Annotated in this window: 22 protein-coding genes; 14 read left to right on the top strand and 8 right to left on the bottom strand. The window is 36.8% G+C overall.

Going from position 1 to position 21,487, the window contains the following annotated elements; translation table 11 throughout:
• Window positions 1–109: 109 nt before the first annotated feature.
• The 11 genes from H7U01_RS04840 to rpsD all read left to right on the top strand — a co-directional run bounded on the left by H7U01_RS04840 (window position 110) and on the right by rpsD (window position 12,432).
• The gene (locus H7U01_RS04840) at window positions 110–691 is read left to right on the top strand and encodes a LysM peptidoglycan-binding domain-containing protein (RefSeq protein WP_145517036.1); all 582 of its coding nucleotides are present in this window, start codon (window positions 110–112) and stop codon (window positions 689–691) included.
• A gap of 183 nt (window positions 692–874) precedes the next feature.
• Entirely contained in the window at window positions 875–1,573 is a 699-nt protein-coding gene (locus tag H7U01_RS04835) for a transglycosylase SLT domain-containing protein (RefSeq protein ID WP_201041198.1), read from the top strand.
• Between the two features lie 129 nt (window positions 1,574–1,702).
• Complete coding sequence (locus H7U01_RS04830) at window positions 1,703–3,412, top strand: hypothetical protein (RefSeq protein WP_201041208.1); 1,710 nt, start codon at window positions 1,703–1,705, stop codon at window positions 3,410–3,412.
• Between the two features lie 143 nt (window positions 3,413–3,555).
• Window positions 3,556–4,677 carry a tRNA 2-thiouridine(34) synthase MnmA gene (gene mnmA, locus H7U01_RS04825; RefSeq protein WP_201041197.1) on the top strand — a complete coding sequence of 374 codons (1,122 nt, stop codon included), beginning with the start codon at window positions 3,556–3,558 and terminating at the stop codon, window positions 4,675–4,677.
• A 19-nt stretch (window positions 4,678–4,696) separates the two neighbouring features.
• The gene (locus H7U01_RS04820) at window positions 4,697–5,311 is read left to right on the top strand and encodes a MarC family protein (RefSeq protein WP_201041196.1); all 615 of its coding nucleotides are present in this window, start codon (window positions 4,697–4,699) and stop codon (window positions 5,309–5,311) included.
• Between the two features lie 179 nt (window positions 5,312–5,490).
• On the top strand, window positions 5,491–7,392 hold the full coding sequence (mnmG, locus tag H7U01_RS04815; RefSeq protein ID WP_070577127.1) for a tRNA uridine-5-carboxymethylaminomethyl(34) synthesis enzyme MnmG: 1,902 nt from the start codon (window positions 5,491–5,493) through the stop codon (window positions 7,390–7,392).
• A gap of 73 nt (window positions 7,393–7,465) precedes the next feature.
• Complete coding sequence (locus tag H7U01_RS04810; RefSeq protein ID WP_201041195.1) at window positions 7,466–9,430, top strand: DHH family phosphoesterase; 1,965 nt, start codon at window positions 7,466–7,468, stop codon at window positions 9,428–9,430.
• Window position 9,431: 1 nt separating this feature from the next.
• Window positions 9,432–9,890 carry a 50S ribosomal protein L9 gene (gene rplI, locus H7U01_RS04805; protein WP_201041194.1) on the top strand — a complete coding sequence of 153 codons (459 nt, stop codon included), beginning with the start codon at window positions 9,432–9,434 and terminating at the stop codon, window positions 9,888–9,890.
• Window positions 9,891–9,933: 43 nt separating this feature from the next.
• On the top strand, window positions 9,934–11,295 hold the full coding sequence (gene dnaB / locus H7U01_RS04800; RefSeq protein ID WP_064523620.1) for a replicative DNA helicase: 1,362 nt from the start codon (window positions 9,934–9,936) through the stop codon (window positions 11,293–11,295).
• A 25-nt stretch (window positions 11,296–11,320) separates the two neighbouring features.
• A complete protein-coding gene (locus H7U01_RS04795) occupies window positions 11,321–11,623 on the top strand; it encodes a Veg family protein (RefSeq protein WP_002885699.1) in 303 nt (100 codons plus the stop codon).
• Between the two features lie 197 nt (window positions 11,624–11,820).
• Window positions 11,821–12,432 (top strand): 30S ribosomal protein S4, encoded by a 612-nt coding sequence (rpsD, locus tag H7U01_RS04790; protein WP_002885833.1) that lies wholly within the window; start codon window positions 11,821–11,823, stop codon window positions 12,430–12,432.
• Window positions 12,433–12,641: 209 nt separating this feature from the next.
• On the opposite strand, the gene H7U01_RS04785 is transcribed toward rpsD, so the two are convergent.
• Entirely contained in the window at window positions 12,642–12,830 is a 189-nt protein-coding gene (locus H7U01_RS04785) for a hypothetical protein (RefSeq protein WP_003095232.1), read from the bottom strand.
• A 115-nt stretch (window positions 12,831–12,945) separates the two neighbouring features.
• Here H7U01_RS04785 and H7U01_RS04780 point away from each other — a divergent pair, with 115 nt between their 5' ends.
• Window positions 12,946–13,308 (top strand): DUF1304 domain-containing protein, encoded by a 363-nt coding sequence (locus tag H7U01_RS04780; protein ID WP_002892150.1) that lies wholly within the window; start codon window positions 12,946–12,948, stop codon window positions 13,306–13,308.
• 74 nt (window positions 13,309–13,382) lie between these two features.
• On the opposite strand, the gene H7U01_RS04775 is transcribed toward H7U01_RS04780, so the two are convergent.
• On the bottom strand, window positions 13,383–13,922 hold the full coding sequence (locus H7U01_RS04775; protein WP_037599355.1) for a TetR/AcrR family transcriptional regulator: 540 nt from the start codon (window positions 13,920–13,922) through the stop codon (window positions 13,383–13,385).
• 128 nt (window positions 13,923–14,050) lie between these two features.
• Between H7U01_RS04775 and H7U01_RS04770 the strand changes: the two genes are divergently transcribed.
• A complete protein-coding gene (locus H7U01_RS04770; RefSeq protein ID WP_064523616.1) occupies window positions 14,051–16,420 on the top strand; it encodes a YhgE/Pip domain-containing protein in 2,370 nt (789 codons plus the stop codon).
• A gap of 38 nt (window positions 16,421–16,458) precedes the next feature.
• On the opposite strand, the gene H7U01_RS04765 is transcribed toward H7U01_RS04770, so the two are convergent.
• From H7U01_RS04765 to H7U01_RS04755, 3 genes are read right to left on the bottom strand one after another with little or no spacing between them, the layout of a single operon-like run.
• Window positions 16,459–17,304 carry a DUF4097 family beta strand repeat-containing protein gene (locus tag H7U01_RS04765; RefSeq protein WP_002885726.1) on the bottom strand — a complete coding sequence of 282 codons (846 nt, stop codon included), beginning with the start codon at window positions 17,302–17,304 and terminating at the stop codon, window positions 16,459–16,461.
• Window positions 17,301–17,885 carry a DUF1700 domain-containing protein gene (locus tag H7U01_RS04760; RefSeq protein ID WP_064523613.1) on the bottom strand — a complete coding sequence of 195 codons (585 nt, stop codon included), beginning with the start codon at window positions 17,883–17,885 and terminating at the stop codon, window positions 17,301–17,303. Before H7U01_RS04760 ends, H7U01_RS04765 begins: the two co-directional genes overlap by 4 nt.
• A complete protein-coding gene (locus H7U01_RS04755) occupies window positions 17,872–18,198 on the bottom strand; it encodes a PadR family transcriptional regulator (protein ID WP_002885798.1) in 327 nt (108 codons plus the stop codon). The genes H7U01_RS04760 and H7U01_RS04755 overlap by 14 nt, the downstream gene beginning before the upstream one ends.
• 162 nt (window positions 18,199–18,360) lie before the next feature.
• Between H7U01_RS04755 and H7U01_RS04750 the strand changes: the two genes are divergently transcribed.
• Complete coding sequence (locus H7U01_RS04750) at window positions 18,361–18,969, top strand: NUDIX hydrolase (RefSeq protein ID WP_002885639.1); 609 nt, start codon at window positions 18,361–18,363, stop codon at window positions 18,967–18,969.
• Between the two features lie 235 nt (window positions 18,970–19,204).
• Here H7U01_RS04750 and H7U01_RS04745 read toward each other — a convergent pair whose 3' ends face one another.
• Genes H7U01_RS04745 through H7U01_RS04735 form a run of 3 tightly spaced genes read right to left on the bottom strand, consistent with a single transcriptional unit; the run spans window position 19,205 to window position 21,405 of the window.
• A complete protein-coding gene (locus tag H7U01_RS04745) occupies window positions 19,205–19,705 on the bottom strand; it encodes a hypothetical protein (RefSeq protein ID WP_002885759.1) in 501 nt (166 codons plus the stop codon).
• The gene (locus H7U01_RS04740) at window positions 19,680–20,471 is read right to left on the bottom strand and encodes a hypothetical protein (protein ID WP_002885870.1); all 792 of its coding nucleotides are present in this window, start codon (window positions 20,469–20,471) and stop codon (window positions 19,680–19,682) included. Before H7U01_RS04740 ends, H7U01_RS04745 begins: the two co-directional genes overlap by 26 nt.
• A 1-nt stretch (window position 20,472) precedes the next feature.
• Complete coding sequence (locus tag H7U01_RS04735) at window positions 20,473–21,405, bottom strand: hypothetical protein (RefSeq protein WP_064523610.1); 933 nt, start codon at window positions 21,403–21,405, stop codon at window positions 20,473–20,475.
• Window positions 21,406–21,487 lie beyond the last annotated feature (82 nt).

The following is a 21,487-nucleotide window of genomic DNA, read 5'->3' as shown; positions in this document are numbered from 1 at the left end:
CCCTATATAGAATAAGCCCGTTGATTTACCTATTAGTCATAAACAATAAAATAACTTAATATCTTTGACTAATATGAATTGGACTATAAATAGATAAAGGAGCATCATCATGCAAAAAAAGAATACATCTAACACTAAAAAATTAGGTCTTTTTGGACTTGTTACAGTAGCAACACTTGGAGCAACAGCCTTAGCTAATGCAGAAACTTACACAGTTCAAAAAGGCGATACCCTTTCAGCTATTGCTAAGAAGAATGGTACGACTGTAGATGAAATCGTTTCAAAAAACGGTATTCAAGATGCCAATAAGATTTCTATTGGTCAAAACTTAACAATTAATGAAACTACTGAAGAAACTACAGAACCTTCAGTTACAACAGAAGCAACAGAAGCAACTGCTGAATCAACACAATCAACAGAGTCTACACAAAGTGAAGATACTCAAGCAACCAATACAAATCTTTCTTCTTCAGAGGCAGCTGCCAAAGAAGAAATTGCACAACGTGAGTCAAGTGGTAGCTATACAGCTCAAAATGGGCAATATTATGGACGTTACCAATTAGCATCATCATATTTGAATGGAGACTTGTCTCCTGAAAATCAAGAGAAAGTAGCAGATAATTATGTAGCAAGCCGTTATGGTTCATGGACTGCAGCTCTTGCTTTCTGGAATGCTAATGGTTGGTACTAAATCATTATTACTGACTTATGAGGAAAACTAGTAAAACCTCATACAAATAAGGGAAAAATGCCAGATTTTTGGCATTTTTTTATTAAATTGATAAATCATTGTAACATTAGACATAATACAAATAATCGGCAGTAATATTACTAGGTTATGATGAATGTAACTAGAATTAACTAGGAGGGATTTATGTTTAAAAAAAGTTATAAGGGACGCCGTATTAAATTTGTAGCGAAGAAATCATTGGCGGTACCAGTAGCAATTGTAACAAGTTTTATTGTCATTTTGGCAGTATCACTGTCTACACTAATTAATAAAGGGTTGGTTAATGCATTTTCAGATTCTGTTACTCCAGCGCCTTCAACAGCATCAACAATGTCAGAATCGACAGCAGATTTAGTAAAATCAACAGAAATTAGCTCAAGTAAAGATAATAAGGCTAATAAAGAAAAGGTTGAAGAAAGTAAGCCTCAGTCAGAAACAACAGGAGAAGCGGTAGAAGCAGCTGAAAAGTCTCAGTCAGATACTGCTACTACAAGCACTGCTACAACAAGTACTGATACTACGTCGACTCAAAATACTGGGACAGCTCCTTCGGTTGCTGCAAGTGGTAGTGGGTCAGTTGTTCTCTCAAATGGTAACACTGCAGGAGAAGTTGGTTCTTATGCAGCGGCACAGATGGCAGCTGCTACTGGTGTTCCTCAGTCAACTTGGGAGTCAATTATTGCGCGTGAGTCAAATGGTGATCATACTGCAGCAAATGGTTCAGGTGCATCAGGTCTTTTTCAGACAATGCCTGGATGGGGCTCTACTGCAACGGTTGAGGATCAAATTCAATCAGCCTTGAATGCCTATAACGCACAAGGTTTGTCAGCTTGGAATTACTAATATTAATATAAGTTGGGAGCATACTCTCAGCTTTTTAATTTGGATGTGGGTAATATGTTTTATAGAGCTTTTTGTTATTATTAGGTAGGGTATGGCCTTTTTGTTATAATAGGAATGAAAGGTATAGCAATGAAACAAATTTTTAAATCAAGAGAAAAGTTGTGGTTTTCTCTTATTATTATAGCTTTTGCTGTGTTATTGGTTACACCACAACTATTTACAAGAAAAGTCATTTTAGGTTCAGATTCCATCTTTCACTATAACAGGTTCTATGAAGCTGCTATGCAACTAAAAAATGGTAACCTTTCTTACTTTTTATCTTTATATGGATTCCAACAGTCAGGCCGCATTGTCAATGCTCTTTACGGTCCTTTTTTTGCTTATTTACAAGGAGGGCTTATTTTAATAAGTGGCACTTGGTTTCGTTATCAGATTGTGTCAAGGGTATTACTACATATACTGGCTGAGTCCTCAATGTATGCTTTGCTCAAGCAGTGTAAAGTTAAGACAAATATTGCCTTGTCACTAGGTTTACTCTATGCGACAACATTCTCTATTCAATACTGGACGATGCGTCAGGGGTTCTCTAGTTGGGGAGCAGCTTTACTACCTTTTTGTTTTATTCCAGCGATTCACTATGTCTTTTATCAAAAAGTAGAACCAATTAGACTTGCCTTATCAATGGCATTGATTTTTCAGGTTCACGTACTTAGTGCTTTGATGCTAGTGATGATGTATCTTCCTTTTTATCTTTACACTTTTGTAAAGTCTCCTGTCGCAAAGAAAAAGGAAACCTTCGTGCAAGTCGTTATAGCAGTCATTCTGTTCCTCTTACTGACTGTCAATGTCTGGTTAGTACTCTTATATTTGAGAGGGACTAATCACCTTTTAGATCCATTTATAAATAGAGAAATAGGTAAGAATGGGATAGATGGAACGGCAAGATACTGGCTATATACCCCAATTTCCTTAATGGTGTTACTCATTTTACAGTTTATTTACGCTGTTTTGAATTGGAAGAAATTTGCTAAATGGAAAAAAATACTGCATTTTATTTATTTTATCTTTTTCTTCTTATCGACAGGTCTTTTTCCATGGCAGTATCTAGTAGAAAATGGAAATACATTTGCTGAATTGATTCAATTTCCATTTAGATTTTTTGTTCCTGCGACTATTTTACTTTTAGCAATTACAGGGTTAACGGTCACGCGATTTGTAAACTGGCGAAAAAGTATTGCTGTTTTACTCTTTGCCTTTGCGGGCGTTGGTCTTATTCAGAATATGATGGATACTACCGATCGTGTAAAAACTGCGGCACAAGATGGTGAACTTATTTCCATTGTTAAACATACTTACGTTGAAGGAGATTACCAGACGATAAGTCTTACCATGAATGACAGTGACTTGTCACAGTTTTTAAATTTAGTTGTCAAACCCACACCAGATTACGTACCGATTTATGGGAAAATAGGTGAGCAGAATACTTACGATCTTTATTATAAAAATATCGTTACGAATCAGAAGGCAGAGAAGATACTCGAAGATGGTTATCTTGTATTAACTTGGCAAGCTGCTGAAGGTGAGAAACTGAATCTACCAATAGTTGTTTATAAAGATTCCATCTTGACACTAAATGGTAAAGAACTAGACAAGGATGACTATAATTTGTCAACGATTGGTACACCGACCGTTTCATCACAAAAAGGACAGAATAAACTTGTGTTAAGTTATCAGGAGCCAGGATGGCTATTTGTAGCGTTAGTGATTCCAATAATAGTTCTGGGAGTAATAGGTTTACAGTGGCTTTACACAAAAATAAGTATAAAAAAGGTTGCCTAGTGGTAACCTTTTTGCATTATTCTTTAATCATGATATAATTAAGCTTGCGTGCTTTTACGCTTCAAAATCGACCTTCAAATCGATATTTGAATAACTAGACCCTTCAAGTCTATGTTAATTTTATTTGATGGGAGGAGTTATCTATGACTGATAATTCAAAAATACGTGTTGTTGTCGGTATGAGTGGTGGCGTTGATTCATCAGTAACAGCCTTACTTTTAAAAGAGCAAGGTTATGATGTAATTGGTGTTTTCATGAAAAACTGGGATGACACAGATGAATTTGGTGTGTGTACAGCAACCGAAGATTATAAAGATGTAGCAGCAGTAGCTGATCAGATTGGTATCCCCTATTACTCTGTCAACTTTGAAAAAGAGTACTGGGATCGTGTATTTGAGTATTTCTTAGCAGAGTACCGTGCAGGCCGTACCCCTAATCCAGACGTTATGTGTAATAAGGAAATCAAGTTTAAGGCATTCTTAGATTATGCGATGACATTGGGAGCAGATTATGTGGCTACAGGACATTACGCTCAAGTTGTTCGCGATGAAGACGGCATTGTCCATATGTTGCGTGGTGCAGATAATAATAAAGATCAAACCTACTTCCTTAGTCAACTTTCGCAAGAGCAGTTGCAGAAAACGATGTTTCCCTTAGGACATCTACAAAAGCCAGAAGTTCGTGAGATTGCTGAACGTGCAGGTCTTGCAACAGCCAAGAAAAAAGATTCGACAGGAATTTGTTTTATTGGTGAGAAAAACTTTAAAGAGTTTCTTAGCCAATACTTGCCAGCTCAAAAAGGTCGTATGATGACTGTCGATGGTCGTGATATGGGGGAACATAACGGACTCATGTATTACACCATTGGTCAACGTGGTGGTATGGGTATTGGTGGTCAAAAAGGTGGAGATAATGCTCCTTGGTTTGTAGTAGGGAAAGATCTTTCTAAAAATATTCTTTACGTGGGTCAAGGTTTCCACCATGAGTCGTTGATGTCAACTTCACTTGACGCTTCAATGATTCACTTTACTCGAGAAATGCCAGAAGAATTTGAAATGGAATGCACAGCAAAATTCCGTTATCGTCAACCTGATAGTAAAGTTACTGTAAAGGTTAAGGGTGATAAAGCAGAGGTTATTTTTGCTGAACCTCAGCGTGCTATTACACCTGGTCAAGCTGTTGTTTTCTATGATGGTCAGGAATGTTTGGGCGGCGGTATTATTGACCAAGCGTATAAAGACGGAAAAGTTTGTCAGTATATCTAACTGGAGGTAAGTAATAACGATGAGTTCCCAATTGTTTTATGCATTTATGGCATTTTTCGCTATAATGAATCCAATTTCAAATCTTCCTGCTTACATGGCTTTAGTAGCAGATGATAGTCAAAAAATTTCACGAAAAATTGCTTTTAGGAGTCTTTTGATTGCCTTTGTTATTGTAACTGTTTTTATCTTTTCAGGAGATTTCATTTTTAAAGTATTTGGAATTACAATTGTTTCTTTCAGAATTGCTGGTGGAATATTAGTGGCCGTTATCGGTTATCATATGATTAATGGTAATCATTCACCTAGCTATAAAGGAATGGAGCAGCAAGCAGTAAACTCAGATCCAATGTCTATTGCTATTTCTCCTCTTGCAATGTCGCTTTTTGCAGGACCAGGAACAATTACAACTGCCTTAAGCTTGGCTAATGGAGGTTTGCGGAATCAACTAATAACCGTAGTTGCTTTTGCTCTACTATGTGTAATCACTTATCTCCTACTAAGAAGTGCAAAACAAATTGCAGGCTTCTTGGGAAAAAATTTGATGAAAATTATAACGAAAATGATGGGACTTTTACTATTCTCGATAGGAATACAGATGATTATCGTCAGTGTGCAGACCTTGCTCAAACAGTGATTTGCATTGACAAAACGATTTGATTTGATAAAATAACTTTAACAATAGTCATGATGGTCAAAGCTCATGAGAATTGTGCGTTTTTGCGTACAGTTTTCTGGAGTTTTGGCTATTTTTGTAGGAAAAAAACAAAGAAAGGATGGGGCAGTTGATTGTAAATCACTGCATAAATCTAAAAAATGTCTTACGAGTTTGATGAAAATTTTGATGTAATTGTTGTTGGTGCTGGTCACGCTGGTGTAGAAGCCTCACTAGCTGCAGCCCGCATGGGATGTAAGGTTTTATTAGCGACTATTAACCTAGAGATGCTGGCATTCATGCCATGTAATCCTTCTATTGGAGGATCGGCCAAGGGTATTGTTGTCCGTGAGATTGATGCCCTCGGCGGAGAGATGGGTAAAAATATTGATAAAACTTATATTCAAATGAAAATGTTGAATACTGGTAAGGGACCTGCTGTCAGAGCTTTACGTGCACAAGCAGATAAAGCCTTGTATGCTATGACGATGAAGCATACAGTTGAGCGTCAGGAAAACTTAACTCTCCGTCAGTCAATGGTTGATGAAATTCTTGTTGAAGATGGTAAGGTAGTTGGTGTAAGAACAGCCACAAATCAAAAATACGGAGCAAAAGCGGTTATTGTAACAACAGGAACGGCTTTGCGTGGTGAAATTATCCTAGGTGAGCTCAAATATTCTTCAGGTCCTAATAATAGCCTTGCATCTGTTACATTGGCAGATAACTTGAGGGATCTTGGCCTTGAAATAGGAAGATTTAAAACGGGTACCCCTCCTCGTGTTAAGGCATCATCAATTAATTACGAAGAAACTGAAATTCAACCAGGTGATGAAAAACCAAATCATTTTTCATTCTTGTCGAAAGATGAAGATTATCTTCAGGATCAAATACCTTGTTGGCTAACTTATACGAATCAAGAGAGCCACGATATTATCAATAATAATTTACACCGTGCACCAATGTTTTCAGGTATTGTCAAGGGTGTAGGACCTCGTTATTGTCCATCAATCGAAGATAAAATTGTCCGATTTGCCGATAAGAATCGCCATCAACTTTTCCTTGAACCTGAAGGAAGAGAGACTGAAGAAGTCTATGTGCAAGGCCTGTCAACTAGTCTTCCAGAAGATGTTCAAAAAGAGTTGATTCACTCAATTAAAGGTCTCGAGAAGGCAGAGATGATGCGAACTGGTTATGCGATTGAATATGATATCGTGCTCCCTCATCAATTACGTGCAACACTTGAAACGAAGTTAATTTCAGGTCTCTTTACAGCAGGACAGACCAACGGAACTTCTGGATACGAGGAAGCAGCAGGTCAAGGTCTAGTTGCTGGTATCAATGCAGCTCTGAAAGTCCAAGGTAAACCTGAGCTTATTCTCAAACGTAGTGATGCCTATATTGGTGTAATGATTGACGATCTTGTCACGAAAGGAACCTTGGAGCCATATCGTTTATTGACATCACGCGCAGAGTATCGTCTCATATTACGTCATGATAATGCTGACATGCGCTTGACACCTATTGGTCGAGAAGTTGGTTTGGTTGACGATGAACGTTGGAATATCTTTGAAATTAAGAAAAATCAGTTTGACAGCGAGTTGACACGTTTGTCAAAAGAAAAATTAAAACCTATTAAAGAAACGAATGAGAAAATTCAAGCTCTAGGCTTTAAGCCATTGACAGATGCCATGACAGCTAAAGAGTTTATGCGTAGACCAGAGATTGATTACGCCACAGCTACTCAGTTTGTGGGTCCAGCTGCAGAAAATTTGGACGCTAAGATTATAGAGTTGCTTGAGACTGAAATCAAGTACGAAGGTTATATCAATAAAGCTTTGGATCAAGTAGCTAAGATGAAGCGTATGGAAGAAAAGAGAATTCCTAAAAATATTGATTGGGATGCTATTGATTCTATTGCTACTGAAGCTCGTCAAAAATTTAAGAAAATCAATCCTGAGACCATTGGTCAAGCGAGTCGTATTTCAGGGGTCAATCCAGCAGATATCTCAATTCTGATGGTTTATCTTGAAGGCAATAATAAGGCCCGCAGAAAAGTAGATTAACGGTGGTAACACGTTTAAAAGCCTTTTAATTAAGGCTTTTTTATGTTATAATTGTTGGATTAAGAGGTTTTATATGAAAAGATTTCACTTTGCAACGATTCATCTTATAATGATTGGGTTAATTCTTTTTGGAATTGCTACTATTTTTGTTCGCGTACTAAAATCGGAGTCTGCCCTCATTTTTGCGCTTTTTATTATTATGGTAGTAGTTGTTGCCTTATTGCATTACCAAAAGACAACATATGAGTCCTTAGAAATAGAGCAATTAGATGAACTGAATCAGGATGTTGAAGATTCTTTGAAGACCCTTCTCGGAAAGATGCCTGTTGGGGTTATTACTTTTGATGAGAACGATCATATTGAATGGTTCAACCCCTATGCGAAGCTAGTACTTTCGGATGAAAATGGAAATTTCAATAAACAGTTGATTGCGGATTTTATTTCCCAGAAACGAAAAGGTTCACCTTCGAATGTGATAACCGTTGGTGACAATAAATATGCCGCTTTTGTGGATTTTGACAATAAGTTGACATATTTTATTGACAATGTTTATGATCAAGATGAAAATGCTGATCCAAATATGACTCGTCCTGTTATCGGGATTATTTCAGTTGATAACTACGACGATGTGACAGGAAGTTTACCCGATGCCGATGTTTCAAAAATCAACACATTCGTGGCAGGGTTTATTTCTGAGTTTGCTAAGGCTAAGCATATTCATTATCGACGTATTGAAGGCGATCGTTTTTACTTTTTCACCAATTACAGTGTCTTGACAGAATTCATGGATCAAAAGTTTTCTGTCTTGGATGACTTTCGTCAGCAGGCTCAAGAGCGTGGTTTACCACTGACTTTGAGCATGGGAATTTCGTTCGGTACGCTTAAGCATGATCAAATCGGTCAGGTTGCCTTGCAGAATCTGAACATCGCACTAGTTCGCGGTGGAGATCAAGCTGTTGTCAAGGAAAACGATGATCACAAGGAACTTCTTTATTTTGGAGGAGGTTCTGTCTCAACAGTAAAACGTTCTCGTACAAGAACAAGGGCTATGATGACTGCAATCTCAGATAAGTTGAAAACAGTCGAAAAAGTGTTTGTTGTCGGACATAAGAATCTCGATATGGATGCTCTAGGGGCCACTGTCGGTATGGCTCATTTTGCTAGTCAAATTGTTCGAAAAAGCTATGCTGTTTACGATGATACGGCTATGAATGCAGATATTGAGCGTGCGGTCGAACGCTTAAAAGAAGATGGTCAATCACCTCTTATTACACTTTCAGAGGCTGAAGAGTTAGTCAACCAACATTCATTACTAATTATGGTTGACCATTCTAAAATCAATTTAACTTTGTCTAAGGATTTTTATGACCGATTTAATGAAGTTATTGTGGTAGATCATCACCGTCGAGATGACGATTTTCCTGAAAATGCTGTTTTGACTTTTATTGAAAGTGGGGCAAGCTCAGCCTGTGAATTGGTTACGGAGTTGTTGCAATTCCAAGGTGCCCCAGAACGTTTGAGTAAAATACAAGCCTCTATCCTTATGGCAGGTATCATGCTGGATACTAAAAATTTCTCAACTCGTGTGACTAGTAGAACCTTTGATGTTGCCTCTTATCTACGTAGTTTAGGAAGTGATAGTGGAGAAATCCAAACAATCTCTGCTACTGATTTTGAAGAATATCGACGAATCAATGAGTTAATTCTAGCAGGTGAACGTATTACAGATGATATCATTGTTGCCTCAGGTGATAATCCTAAATGTTATAATAATGTTGTGATTTCTAAGGCAGCAGATACGATGCTTGCCATGGCAGGTATCGAAGCAACTTTTGTTATCGCTAGGACAAGCGATTCTACTGTGAATATCTCTGCTCGAAGTCATAAAACGATTAATGTACAACGTATTATGGAGAAAATGGGTGGTGGTGGCCATTTCAACTTAGCTGCCTGCCAATTGCGAGACTGTAGTGTTGCTCAAGCAAAAAATAAATTGATTGAAACTATTATGGGAGAGTTGGCTCCCAAGGAGGACTAAAATGAAAGTTATTTTCTTACAAGACGTTAAAGGTAAAGGTAAAAAAGGCGAAATTAAAGAAGTACCATCAGGTTATGCTCAAAACTTCTTGATTAAAAAGAATCTTGCTAAGGAAGCGACAAACCAAGCTATCGGTGAGTTGAAAGGCAAGCAAAAATATGAAGAAAAACATGCAGCAGAGTTGTTGGCTGAAGCGAAGCAAGTTAAAGAGCAACTTGAAAAAGAAGAAAATCGTCTTCAATTTACTGAGAAGGTCGGACCAGACGGACGTACTTTTGGTTCAATTACAGCCAAAAAGATTGCAGAAGGACTTCAAAAACAATTTGGTATAAAAGTTGATAAACGTCATATTGAACTTGAACATCCTATTCGTGCGATTGGTCTGATTGAGGTTCCTGTAAAGCTTCATAAAGAAGTGAGCGCACAAATTAAACTTAACATCAAAAATAGTGCTGAGTGATTCGTTGACACTATAAGTAAATCTTGTAAAGGAGGGAATAATTGTGGCAGAGGCTCAAGAATTACGAGTACAACCTCATGATTTAGTAGCGGAACAGTCTGTTCTAGGGGCTATTCTCATTAACCCGGAAAAGTTGATTGCAGTTCGAGAATTTATCGACGCAGACGACTTTTACAAGTATTCCCATCGTGTCATTTTTAAAGCAATGGTAACGCTGTCGGATCGAAATGATGCTATTGATGCCACGACAGTACGCACCATTCTAGATGACCAAGATGACCTCCAAAATATAGGGGGTATTTCTTATCTTGTAGATTTGGTCAATAGTGTCCCAACATCAGCAAATGCTGAGTACTATGCTAAGATTGTGGCTGAGAAAGCCATGCTGCGCCGTATTATAAATAGGTTGACAGAGACTATCAACCAAGCATATGAGGGCGCAACTGAATCTGATGAAATTATTGCGAATGCTGAGAAAGCCTTAGTTGATGTTTCAGAGCATAGTAATCGCAGTGGTTTTCGTAAAATATCTGAAGTTCTTGACGTCAATTTTAATACTTTGGAGATGCGTTCCCAGCAAACATCAGATGTTACTGGATTACCAACAGGTTTCCGTGACCTTGACAAGATTACAACAGGTTTACACCCTGATCAATTAATTATTTTAGCAGCTCGCCCCGCAGTTGGTAAAACAGCCTTTGTGTTGAACATTGCTCAGAATGTTGGCACCAAGCAAAATAAAGCTGTTGCAGTCTTTTCATTGGAGATGGGTGCAGAAAGCTTGGTTGATCGTATGTTGGCAGCTGAAGGGATGATTGATTCTCATGCTTTACGTACAGGTCAATTGACAGAGCAAGATTGGAATAATGTTATGATTGCTCAAGGAGCACTGGCTGAGGCGCCTATTTACATAGATGATACCCCTGGTATAAAGATTACTGAGATTCGTGCACGGTCCCGTAAATTGTCACAAGAAGTAGAGGGTGGTCTTGGTCTCATTGTGATTGACTACTTGCAGTTGATTACAGGTACACGACCAGAAAATCGGCAACAAGAGGTTTCAGATATTTCAAGACAGTTAAAAATCCTGGCCAAGGAGCTCAAAGTTCCTGTAATTGCCTTGAGTCAGTTATCTCGTGGGGTTGAACAACGTCAGGACAAACGTCCAGTCTTATCTGATATCCGTGAGTCAGGATCTATCGAGCAGGATGCCGATATTGTCGCCTTCTTGTATCGTGATGATTACTACCGAAAAGAGGGTGAAGAACCAGAAAATGCGATTGAAGATAATACCATCGAAGTTATCCTAGAAAAAAACCGTGCTGGTGCGCGTGGAACAGTCAAGTTACTATTCCAAAAAGAATACAATAAATTTTCATCGATTGCTCAGTTTGAGGAATCATAATTTTCAGATTTAAGGAGATATATATATGAGTGATGCATTTGCAGATGTTGCTAAGATGAAAAACATCAAGGAAGCTATTAAGTCACATGAAGGTCAGCTAGTAGAATTGACCCTAGAGAATGGGCGTAAACGTGAAAAGAATAAAATTGGTCGATTGACAGAAGTTTATCCATCATTGTTTATTGTTGAATATCAAGACTTCAGTTCCCAAGCAGGAGCTATTAATAATAGTTATGTTGAATCTTACACTTATTCAGATATTTTGACTGAGAAGACTCTCATTCGTTATTTGAGTCCTGAGGAACAAGCAGAAATCGAAAATAAATAAGAAAAAGCCTTTACTTGGGCCTTTTTTCGTGGTAAACTATTAAGGTATGTGAAATAATAGCAGGATAAAATGAAGCTCGTCAACAGGAAGTCGGCTAGAAAAGTAACCTTTGCTGTTTGGGCGAAGTCTTTCTGAACGAATCAGGTTTATCTAAAACGTTATTTCCTAAAAATATTTTTTATAGGAGGACATTATTAATGTCACGTTATACAGGTCCATCATGGAAACAATCACGTCGCCTTGGTTTCTCACTTACAGGCACAGGTAAAGAATTGGCACGTCGTAACTACGTACCAGGTCAACACGGTCCAAACAACCGTTCAAAACTTTCAGAATACGGTTTGCAATTGGCTGAGAAACAAAAACTTCGTTTCTCATACGGTTTGGGTGAAAAACAATTCCGTAACTTGTTCGTACAAGCTACTAAAGTTAAAGGTGGAACACTTGGTTTCAACTTTATGGTTCTTTTGGAACGTCGTCTTGACAACGTTGTTTACCGTCTTGGTCTTGCAACTACTCGTCGTCAAGCACGCCAATTCGTAAACCACGGTCACATCCTTGTTGACGGTAAACGTGTTGATATCCCTTCATACCGTGTTGAAGTTGGTCAAGTAATCTCAGTTCGTGAAAAATCAGCTAAAGTTCCTGCTATCCTTGAAGCAGTAGAAGCTACTATCGGACGTCCAGCATTTGTATCATTCGATGCTGAAAAACTTGAAGGTTCATTGACACGTCTTCCAGAACGTGATGAAATCAACCCAGAAATCAACGAAGCTCTTGTCGTTGAATTCTACAACAAAATGCTTTAATTTTAAGATTATTGTATCGAAAAGCCCGTTGTTATGGGCTTTTTATTTGTCTTAAATCATTGATTTCTAGGTTTGTTCAGTTACAAGTTCCCAAAAGCCATTTCATAGAATGAGACGGCTTTTTGTTTTCGAATATTAAAAAGACCCCTAGTCTGATACAAGTGACTAGGGGATTCGTAACATGATGATAGATGATTTTGAGGTATAAATTATTTATTATCCAATCCGCCTTCAAAATCTGCTGAAACATTTGAAACGTAGTTGGTGAAGTAGCTTTCAAAATCTTTTTTTAGTTGGTCGTACTCCTCTTCGGAGTAATCTTTATCCTCTATATAAGCCTGAAATCTAGGAATTCCCAAATCTTTTTGGAGACGTTGGATTACTTCTGTCTTTGTCATAAGAACCTCTCTTTCATTCTTTATTTTACCATATTTCAAATTGTATGAAGTATATATGTTGTTTTAAAAGTTTACTTTTGATATACTGTCAAAGTTATTTAAGAAGGAGGCTACTATGTCTATTATTACACTAATCTTAGCTGGGATTGTTGCTTTGGAGCATCTCTATATCATGTATTTGGAAACTTTTGCGACACATTCAGACACGACTAGTCGTGTTTTCAATATGAGTAAAGAAGAACTTCAACGTGATTCTGTTACAAACTTATTTAAAAATCAAGGGATTTACAATGGTTTGATTGCTGTATTCCTCTTGTATGGGATTTTCACAAGTAGTCAGCTACTTGTAACTGTTTTTGTACTCAATGTTTTCTTTGCTGCTATTTATGGTGCTATAACTGCAAATAAGAAAATTATTTTAACGCAAGGTGGACCCGCAATCTTGACCTTACTTTCACTTATCATTTCCTTATTTTAAGAATTTTATTGTAAAAGAAAAAGCTGCTTTAACTGTTGAAATGGTTTGCAGCTTTTTATGCTTTTGAAGTTGTTTTATTGTGGAATAAATCGTAGAAGAAAATCTGTCATTTCTCGGGGGGATTCTTTTTTTCCTTTATTTATCCAGGCTTGACAAGCACCAAAAATAGCGTGCGCAAAATAAATACTGGCATAATCTTTCTCAAATCCTTTTAGAGATCTTTCTTCAGCAGTAGGGACAATGAAGTCCTCAGCTATCATACGCTGAAGTTTATGTATCAGAAAATCTTGAATTTCTTTTGATCCATTGGTAGACAATAGAGCTGATAGGAGTTTTTCACGAGTAAGAAATTCAAAGATTTCGAGGAAGGCTCCCTCTTTCTTTCCTTCGTATTTATCGAAGATATACTCTAGTTTATGGAAAAGCTCTTTCTGATAACTATCAATCATTTCATACTTATCTTTGTAGTGGGTATAAAAACTCGAACGGCTAATCCCAGCTGTTTGAACCAGACGAATGGTAGTAATATCATTGAAATCTTGGTCTTTTAAGCATATTACTAAAGCATCTAAAAGAGCTTTTTTAGTTTGAGCTCGCCTTTGATCTTTTGACATACAAATCTCCTTTTATACACTTTTAGACTATGTGTCCAAAAACTAATTGCTTAACATTGATTTTCATGTAAATGAGTTTATAATTGATTATATCATAAAAATAAACACAATGTCTAAAAAGGAGAAATATGTTAGCAGAATTAAAGGCGCTTCTTAAAAGTCCAAAGCTCTGGATAACTATTATTGGTGTCTCATTGATACCCGCTTTATATAATCTAATCTTTTTATCTTCTATGTGGAATCCTTATGGAAATATAAAGCATCTGCCAGTAGCCGTAGTGAACAAAGATAAGAGTGCTAGTTTCCAGAATAAAACTCTAAATATTGGTCATGATATGGTAGACAATATGTCTAAAAATAAAAATCTAGACTATCATTTTGTGACTGAAAATGAAGCCAAAAAAGGAATTGATGATGGTGATTACTATATGGTAATCACTTTTCCAGAAAATCTCTCAAGTAATGCAGCAAGTCTTTTGACAAATGATCCTAAGAAACTTGAAATTTCTTATCAGACAACAGCAGGACATAGCTTCGTTTCTTCAAAAATGAGCGATTCTGCCATGTCTAAGTTAAAGGATACCGTTTCTAAAAATATTACGTCAACTTATGTTGGAGCTGTCTTTAAGAGTATGACTCAACTACAGGGTGGTATGGGAACTGCGGCGAATGGAGCTAGTCAATTATATGCAGGTGCAGGTGCACTTCAGTCTGGGAGTCAGACTTTATCAAGTGGTTTAGGAACTCTTGCTGGTTCTACACAGACATTGGCTACAGGTGTTGATACCTTGAGTTCAGGTGCATCTGCCTATACTTCAGGTGTGTCAACTTTGTCAGGTGCTTTGTCACAGTTAAACGCTAACTCTGAGGCTGTTAATTCTGCTGCAGGTCAATTTGTATCAGGAGCAGATGCTATGAGTACCTTAGTTACTGGTGCAGATTCTTTGTCAACTGCACTCAGTCAAATGGCTACGGCAACAAGTTTATCTGAAGAACAGCAAGCACAGTTGTCAACCTTGTCAACTAATTTAACCGATTTAAATACAGCAATTCAAAATCTCAATACAGCGGTAAGTAAAACATCATTACCGAGTGGAACATCAACAACATCAGTAGATACAAGTTCAATAGCGACTTATCTTTCAAATATTTCTTCTGCGGCTAGTTCTATAGCTACAGCTAGTGCCACTGACAAAGCGAACGATTTGGCTGCGGTACAAGGAACAGCTGCTTATCAAAGCTTAACGGCAGATCAACAAGCAGAGATTACATCGGCAATTAGTAACGCAGGATCTACGGCTAGTAGTTACGCTTCAACTATTGCATCAGAAGTGTCAAGTATGTCAACGGCCTTATCTAGCTTGACAGGTACGACAACAACTAGTAGCGGAGATTCAAGTAGTTTAGCTTCTCTACAAACATCTATTTCAGGCATTGCAAGTTCGGCGAATGCTCTTCTTCCTGTAGCTTCATCAACAGTATCATCAATGCAAGCTAATATTGCTAATGTCAATTCGGTACTTGTCAATCAATTATCACCAGGAGCAATTCAAGTGGCTTCAGGTGTGTCAACCGCTCAAAGTACTCTAGCAACAGGTGCAAGCGCACTTTCAACTGGTTTGTCAACTTATACTGGTGCTGTGTCAACAATTGCCAGTGGCGCTCAAACTCTAGATGCTAACAGTAGTAGTTTAATGACTGGTTTTTCTACTCTTCAAAGTGGTACAAGTGCTCTCAATGCAGGTGCTCAACAATTAGCAACTGGAGGAAACACCTTAACAAATGGTTTGACAAGTCTGTCAACTAACCTTTCTACATTATCTGATTCATTAAACAAAGCTAATCAGCAACTCTCTCTTGTTTCTGTAAACTCAGACAATGCAAAAATGGTGAGTGCTCCGCTCAAAGAGAAGAAAACTGATAAGGATAAGGTTGACACTAATGGTGTGGGAATGGCTCCATATATGATTTCTGTTTCTCTTATGGTTGTCGCTCTTTCAACTAATGTTATCTTTGCTAAGAGCTTGACAGGAAGAAAATTTACGGGCCGTTTTGATTGGGCTAAGAATAAGTTACTTATCAATGGTATTATTACAACTATGGCTGCTATTGCGCTTTATATTGCCATTCGATTTGTGGGAGTTGAACCAAATCATCCATTAGCTACATTTGGTATGATTCTCCTTGCAGCATGTACTTTAATGGCGCTGGTTACAGCCCTTGTAGGTTGGAATGATAGATATGGCGCATTTGCTTCCATGATTATGCTGCTTTTGCAACTAGGGTCTAGTGCAGGGACTTATCCAATTGAACTTAGTCCTAAGTTCTTTAAGGTCATCCAACCATTCTTACCAATGTCCTACTCCGTATCAGGTCTTCGTCAAACTATTTCAATGACAGGACAGATCTCAGATCAAGTTCGTATGCTATTCATTTTCTTACTTATCTTTGTAGTTGTAGGTATTATTATTTATAAACCAAAGTTTGAAAATGAATAAACTAAAAGCCAGCTCTAATGTGAGCGGGCTTTTTTATGTTATTCAACAGTTATATCACCGAGATCTGAGGTAATGGTAAGTGTATTATCCTTTGAAATCTTAAGGTTATTTGTAATGTCAACCTCTCCTGAGTGACTATCGGCTTGAACATTGAGCATATAATCTTTTAGAGCTATTTCAATCTCACCAGATGTAACATCAAGTTTATTGTGACCGTTAAAAATCAGGTTATCTCCAGAGTACTCTCCCATTGAAATAGATAAATCTGAGTTAGTAAAGAGGGTGTTATCGCTATCAACACTACCAACATCAAGGTTAGCTTTTAGGTTTCTGACAATCATTTTAGTAAAAGTTAAGTCTCCTACATTTAGATTAATGTCTGATTTTTTGATGGTGCTATTGATTAAATCTAGATTTCCAGTTGCTAAATCAACCTTTAAAAAATCAATCGTTTGTTTTTTAGGGAGTGTAATGATAATGGTTTTCTTTCTGACTTCCTCGTTGAGAGTAGAAAGCCTCACTAAATCTTTTATTCCGAAAAAGTTAATATGTTTGTTAGAAGTCGAATCTAATTCAGAGTTGTTATCATTGATAGTCAATTGACCATCCTTTACAGATGTGTCAATTGGAGTTTTTGCTTTTTGGTAGTAAGAAAGAGTAGCCTTGTCAACGTTGCCTGTTTTAATAAGTACATTGTAGCTACTACTTTTAATATCAATTTTATTGAAGTCATCAACTTCTTTTTTGACATAATCTTGCTCACTTTTAGTTTGATTTTGTAAATCTGTCAAGCCACCTTGGCTATACCCCCAAGCTACGAATCCTCCTCCTAAAAATAGAGAGATAAGAGATACTCCGAGGATGATCTTTTTCCAAGTTTTCATGATTTTCTTCCTTTCTTGATGAGCCATTTAATCAATAGGGTAATTAGCTTTACAATAAGTTTACAGATTTCAAACGAAATCAAAAGTAGTAAGAGTGCTCCTCCAAACATCAATAGACCTAGACCTCCTCCAAACAGTGTTGAAGCTAGTGAAACACTTAAGAGAGAGAAGCTTGTAAAGAAAGTGTAAGCACCACTAATGAGTAAAGCAAAAGTAAGAGCTAAGGCAGTCACTAAAACTGCGAAAATAATCATAAGAAGTGTCATTATCATAGCTAAGAAGAATAGTAGAATTGGTAAGGCGACTGGACTGGCTAAAACAGCTAGAATCGCAATCCAAAGGATAGTTGTTTTATTGCGTAAGCTGCTCTTGTCCTCAACAATCTTTTCTTCTAGAAGACGACTAATGACTTCATGTGCGGCTTCCTTAGGTGTACCCAGTTCTGCAATAACCCGAGCTTCATTCTCAGGTCCAGCCTCTTCAAAATATTCCATGAAATATTCTATAGCTTCTTCGTAGTCCTGTTGTGGTAATTTTCGTAGATATTTTGTTAATTTGGCTATATATTCAGTCCTTGTCATGTCTTAATCTCCCTTCTAGAATATCGTCCAGAGTTTCTTTATAGGTTAACCATTCTTCATTAAGAAATTGAAGTTGCTCTTTTCCCTCTTGCGTAATACTGTAATATTTACGTTTACGCCCTTGATACTCTTGGCTATAGGTGGTCATATAGCCTGCTTTTTCAAGCTTTTTTAGAATAGGATAAAGTGTTGACTCCTTGATATTAGCCGCAAGCTTTATTGTTTGACTAATCTCATAGCCATAAGAGTCTTCTCTATCGATAATAGCTAATATTAAGAACTCTATCAGTATTGATGATGTTGGAAAATACATAGTGTGCCCCTTTGCTTCTAGGATATGTATAAAAACTATATATAATTATTTTACATATAGAGTGTATCTCTTTTAGAAATATATGTCAATATTTTATATATAAAAATTTTATATAATAGGGCTATCTCCTTTTTTATGATAATATGAAGTCAAGGAGTTCTTATGACTATTAAAGATAAACTAGCTCGTTACGAGCCGAAGCCGCTAGGGGAGAAAAGACGCTATGCGGTGCTTTTACCCCTGATATATGATGTAAAAACTGATAAGTATCAAATTCTTTACCAAGTACGAAGTGAGCATATTTCTCAACCAGGTGAGGTCTCTTTTCCTGGTGGGCGTGTCGAAAATGGTGAGACTTTTCAGGAAGCTGCTATACGAGAAACTTGTGAAGAATTAAACCTAGTTCCTGATCAAATTGACATTTGGGGAGAGCTTGATTATCTGATTCATCAGGGGAGAACCATCCATTGCTTTGTTGGAAAGATAAATATAGAAAATTGGGAGTATATTCATCCAAATGAAGAGGTGAAACGGTTGTTTACAGTTTGTGTTGACACATTGTTGACAGAAGATCCTATTTATTACAAAGTCACTTCTACCTTGAGTGATGCGAAAGGTTTCCCATTTTTCTTGGTAAAAAATAGAGAAAAATATAATTTTGGGTACAGTGAACGTCATATTCCTTTTTACAGGAACTTGACAGAGAATATATGGGGGATGACAGCTATGTTTACACATAGATTTACAGATATTTTAAAAGGTTTAGAGTAAAAATAAAAGATCAACGGTAATATGTTGATCTTTTTACTATTACTTAAATTGTTAATTTGGTACCAAAGGAGTGAAATTCATTTCTGAAATAGGAGACTAGAGTATTCCTGAAATTATTTTCAAAATTAGTATCGAAGCTTTTAGCGAGGAGGATAACTTCATAGTGAACATGATTTTTTTCGTTTCATTTGTGTCATTCCTATGCTAAAAGAGGGGGGGAGGTGGATACAGGCAGTTATGCTTTGGTATTATTCTGCCTAAGATTGATGATTCTATTGATATTTCTTAGGGAGTAACCTATGTTGAAGAGAAGGTAAAGCATATAACTATAAATAGTAAAGCTCCAAAAATCTGGGACAATACTGAGACTATAGACAAATAAGACTGTTGCACTAACAAAAATTAAACAGCTACATATTATTGAAAGTAGAGGATATCCTTTTGAAAATAATAGGCTTTCTACGATTAAGGCGAGAGCAGGCAGCAACAGTGTTAGGATGATAATAATAAAAATGAAGCGTTGTGTATCATCTAGCATCAAGTTACCCAATGATTTACCTAGGTAAAAACGAGAATCACTCCCACCAGGGTAAATCAATTCTCTTGTCAAGGGACTAACTAGGATTAGGGTGTCAAATAGTGAGAAAGCCGCCCATCTCCAAATAGGGAAAGACCATTCTTCCTCAGATAATTCGTTCTGAGTTCTTTCTTCAGTTACTTCTAATTTGATTGCCATCAATATGTACCTCTTTTGGAAAGTCGTTATTTTGATTTAAGATATACCATCCATCTGGTAATTCTGATTTTTTTAGTACCTGTTCTAATTGAGAATGTAAGTCAATTTCTTTAGTAGTGGAACCAGAAGGAAAACTCAATTGAACAGTAAGTTTTTTGCTTCGTAGAGCATCTTTAAGTGAAAAATCATAATAGCCACCTAGTGCTTTAGAATGTCCCCTTTCATAAGTATAGAGCGTCGTGTATGGTACAGGTTCTATTTGAACAATAATATTTTTTAAATCTTTCTCGGTACTTAGAGCTTCAGAGATATCATTGATGAATTTCTGATTTCTAGGGTTGATTTTAATAGACTTTTTAACAAAATCGTCCCAATATTCCCTTTCATCAGGTAAAATCTTATATTCACTATTTTGGCGATTAAAATCTGAGTCGCTTCCTGTTGGGCTGGCAATGTAAGGATAGAGTAAATCTTGAATATGGAGAGGCAGTTGAGTCTTTACATGTGCTGTTTTGTTATTAATAGTCTCTTGATAATCAATATGGAAAATCAGGTAATGTTTAACCTCATCTTCTTTATTCATACGATAAGTAATTTTATCTGCCCATCCGATATCAGTTATTTGTACCTTTCCTTGAAATCCACGAGTTTTATAAAAACCTTTAATATTTTCTTGAGCATTGTAATAGAAAAAGATAGCAATCATGGTCAATAATAAAATCAAGGGCATAGTAATTTTAAGGTATTTGAAGCTATTTTTTACCATCTTAGTTCTGACTCTCCTTAACTAGTAGGTTGTAATCTTTTTGACTTTTAACTTCTTCGAGGCGTCCAGTAGTTGTGTTAGTGCTTGTAAAATACCAATAGATATCCTCCTTATCTGGTGTTAACTCTTTTTGTAGTTTAACAGCATCATCCAGATTAAGTGAGTCAGTTGTTACGATGATTAAGCTAAATCTTTTTTTGAGCGATTGGTCACTGTATTTGTTGTCATCTTGATCTTTGTAATCAGCAAAATTTCTTTCTTTGGTCCAGATAAGGGGCATGGAGTTGATAGTGAGGGGATCATATTTATAACCTATAGAAAGATTATCCTTTGAAAGGAGATAGCGGTAAGGTTTAGCAAATCCGTGGTATCGACTGACTTTTGATGGTTTGGTTCTGGTTGCCTTCTGGGTGCGTAAATTGACATAGAATACTTTTTTGTTGTCATAGGATGAAAATTTCACAAACTCATCCCCACCATCGGAGTACATGGTATTATCCATGGAACCGGGATTATTATATCCTAGTTTTTTAGCAAGGCCTAGTACATTAATAGTGTGTCCTTTTCCAGTATCTTTACCAAGCTGATAATAGTGAATAATATCATAATTTTTAGAGTCTTTCTTGTTTTTAGATAGTTTATACCTAGATTCTTGGAAGGCTAGGTAGGTGCGACCAACGGCTAATTGACTTCTCTCCAGTGATTTTTCATTTCCAAACTTAACACCTAAAACGTTAAAGTTTCCAATTTTGACGTTTTGAAAGGATGTTACAGTAACTTTTTTGTTAGCATAGTCGTAAAGTCTATCGTCTAAGGAATAAGCGGTTTGAATTCTATAACCATAGCGAACGAATGTACCTGTAAGTAGAATGGTTATAAAAATAAGGAGGTAAACATGCCACATACGCCATCTAAATGTTTCTATTTTAGTCATAGGAACCCCTCTTTGAGTAATAGAAAAACCATGAAAATCTTATTTTCATGGTTTTTAATTCAATTATTTTACCTCAGTAAGA

The sequence above is a fragment of the Streptococcus sp. 21.1 genome, from assembly GCF_016648635.1.
Taxonomy (GTDB): domain Bacteria; phylum Bacillota; class Bacilli; order Lactobacillales; family Streptococcaceae; genus Streptococcus.
The sequence above is the reverse complement of the archived record's forward strand: the minus strand, read 5'-3'. Positions and strand labels throughout refer to the sequence as shown.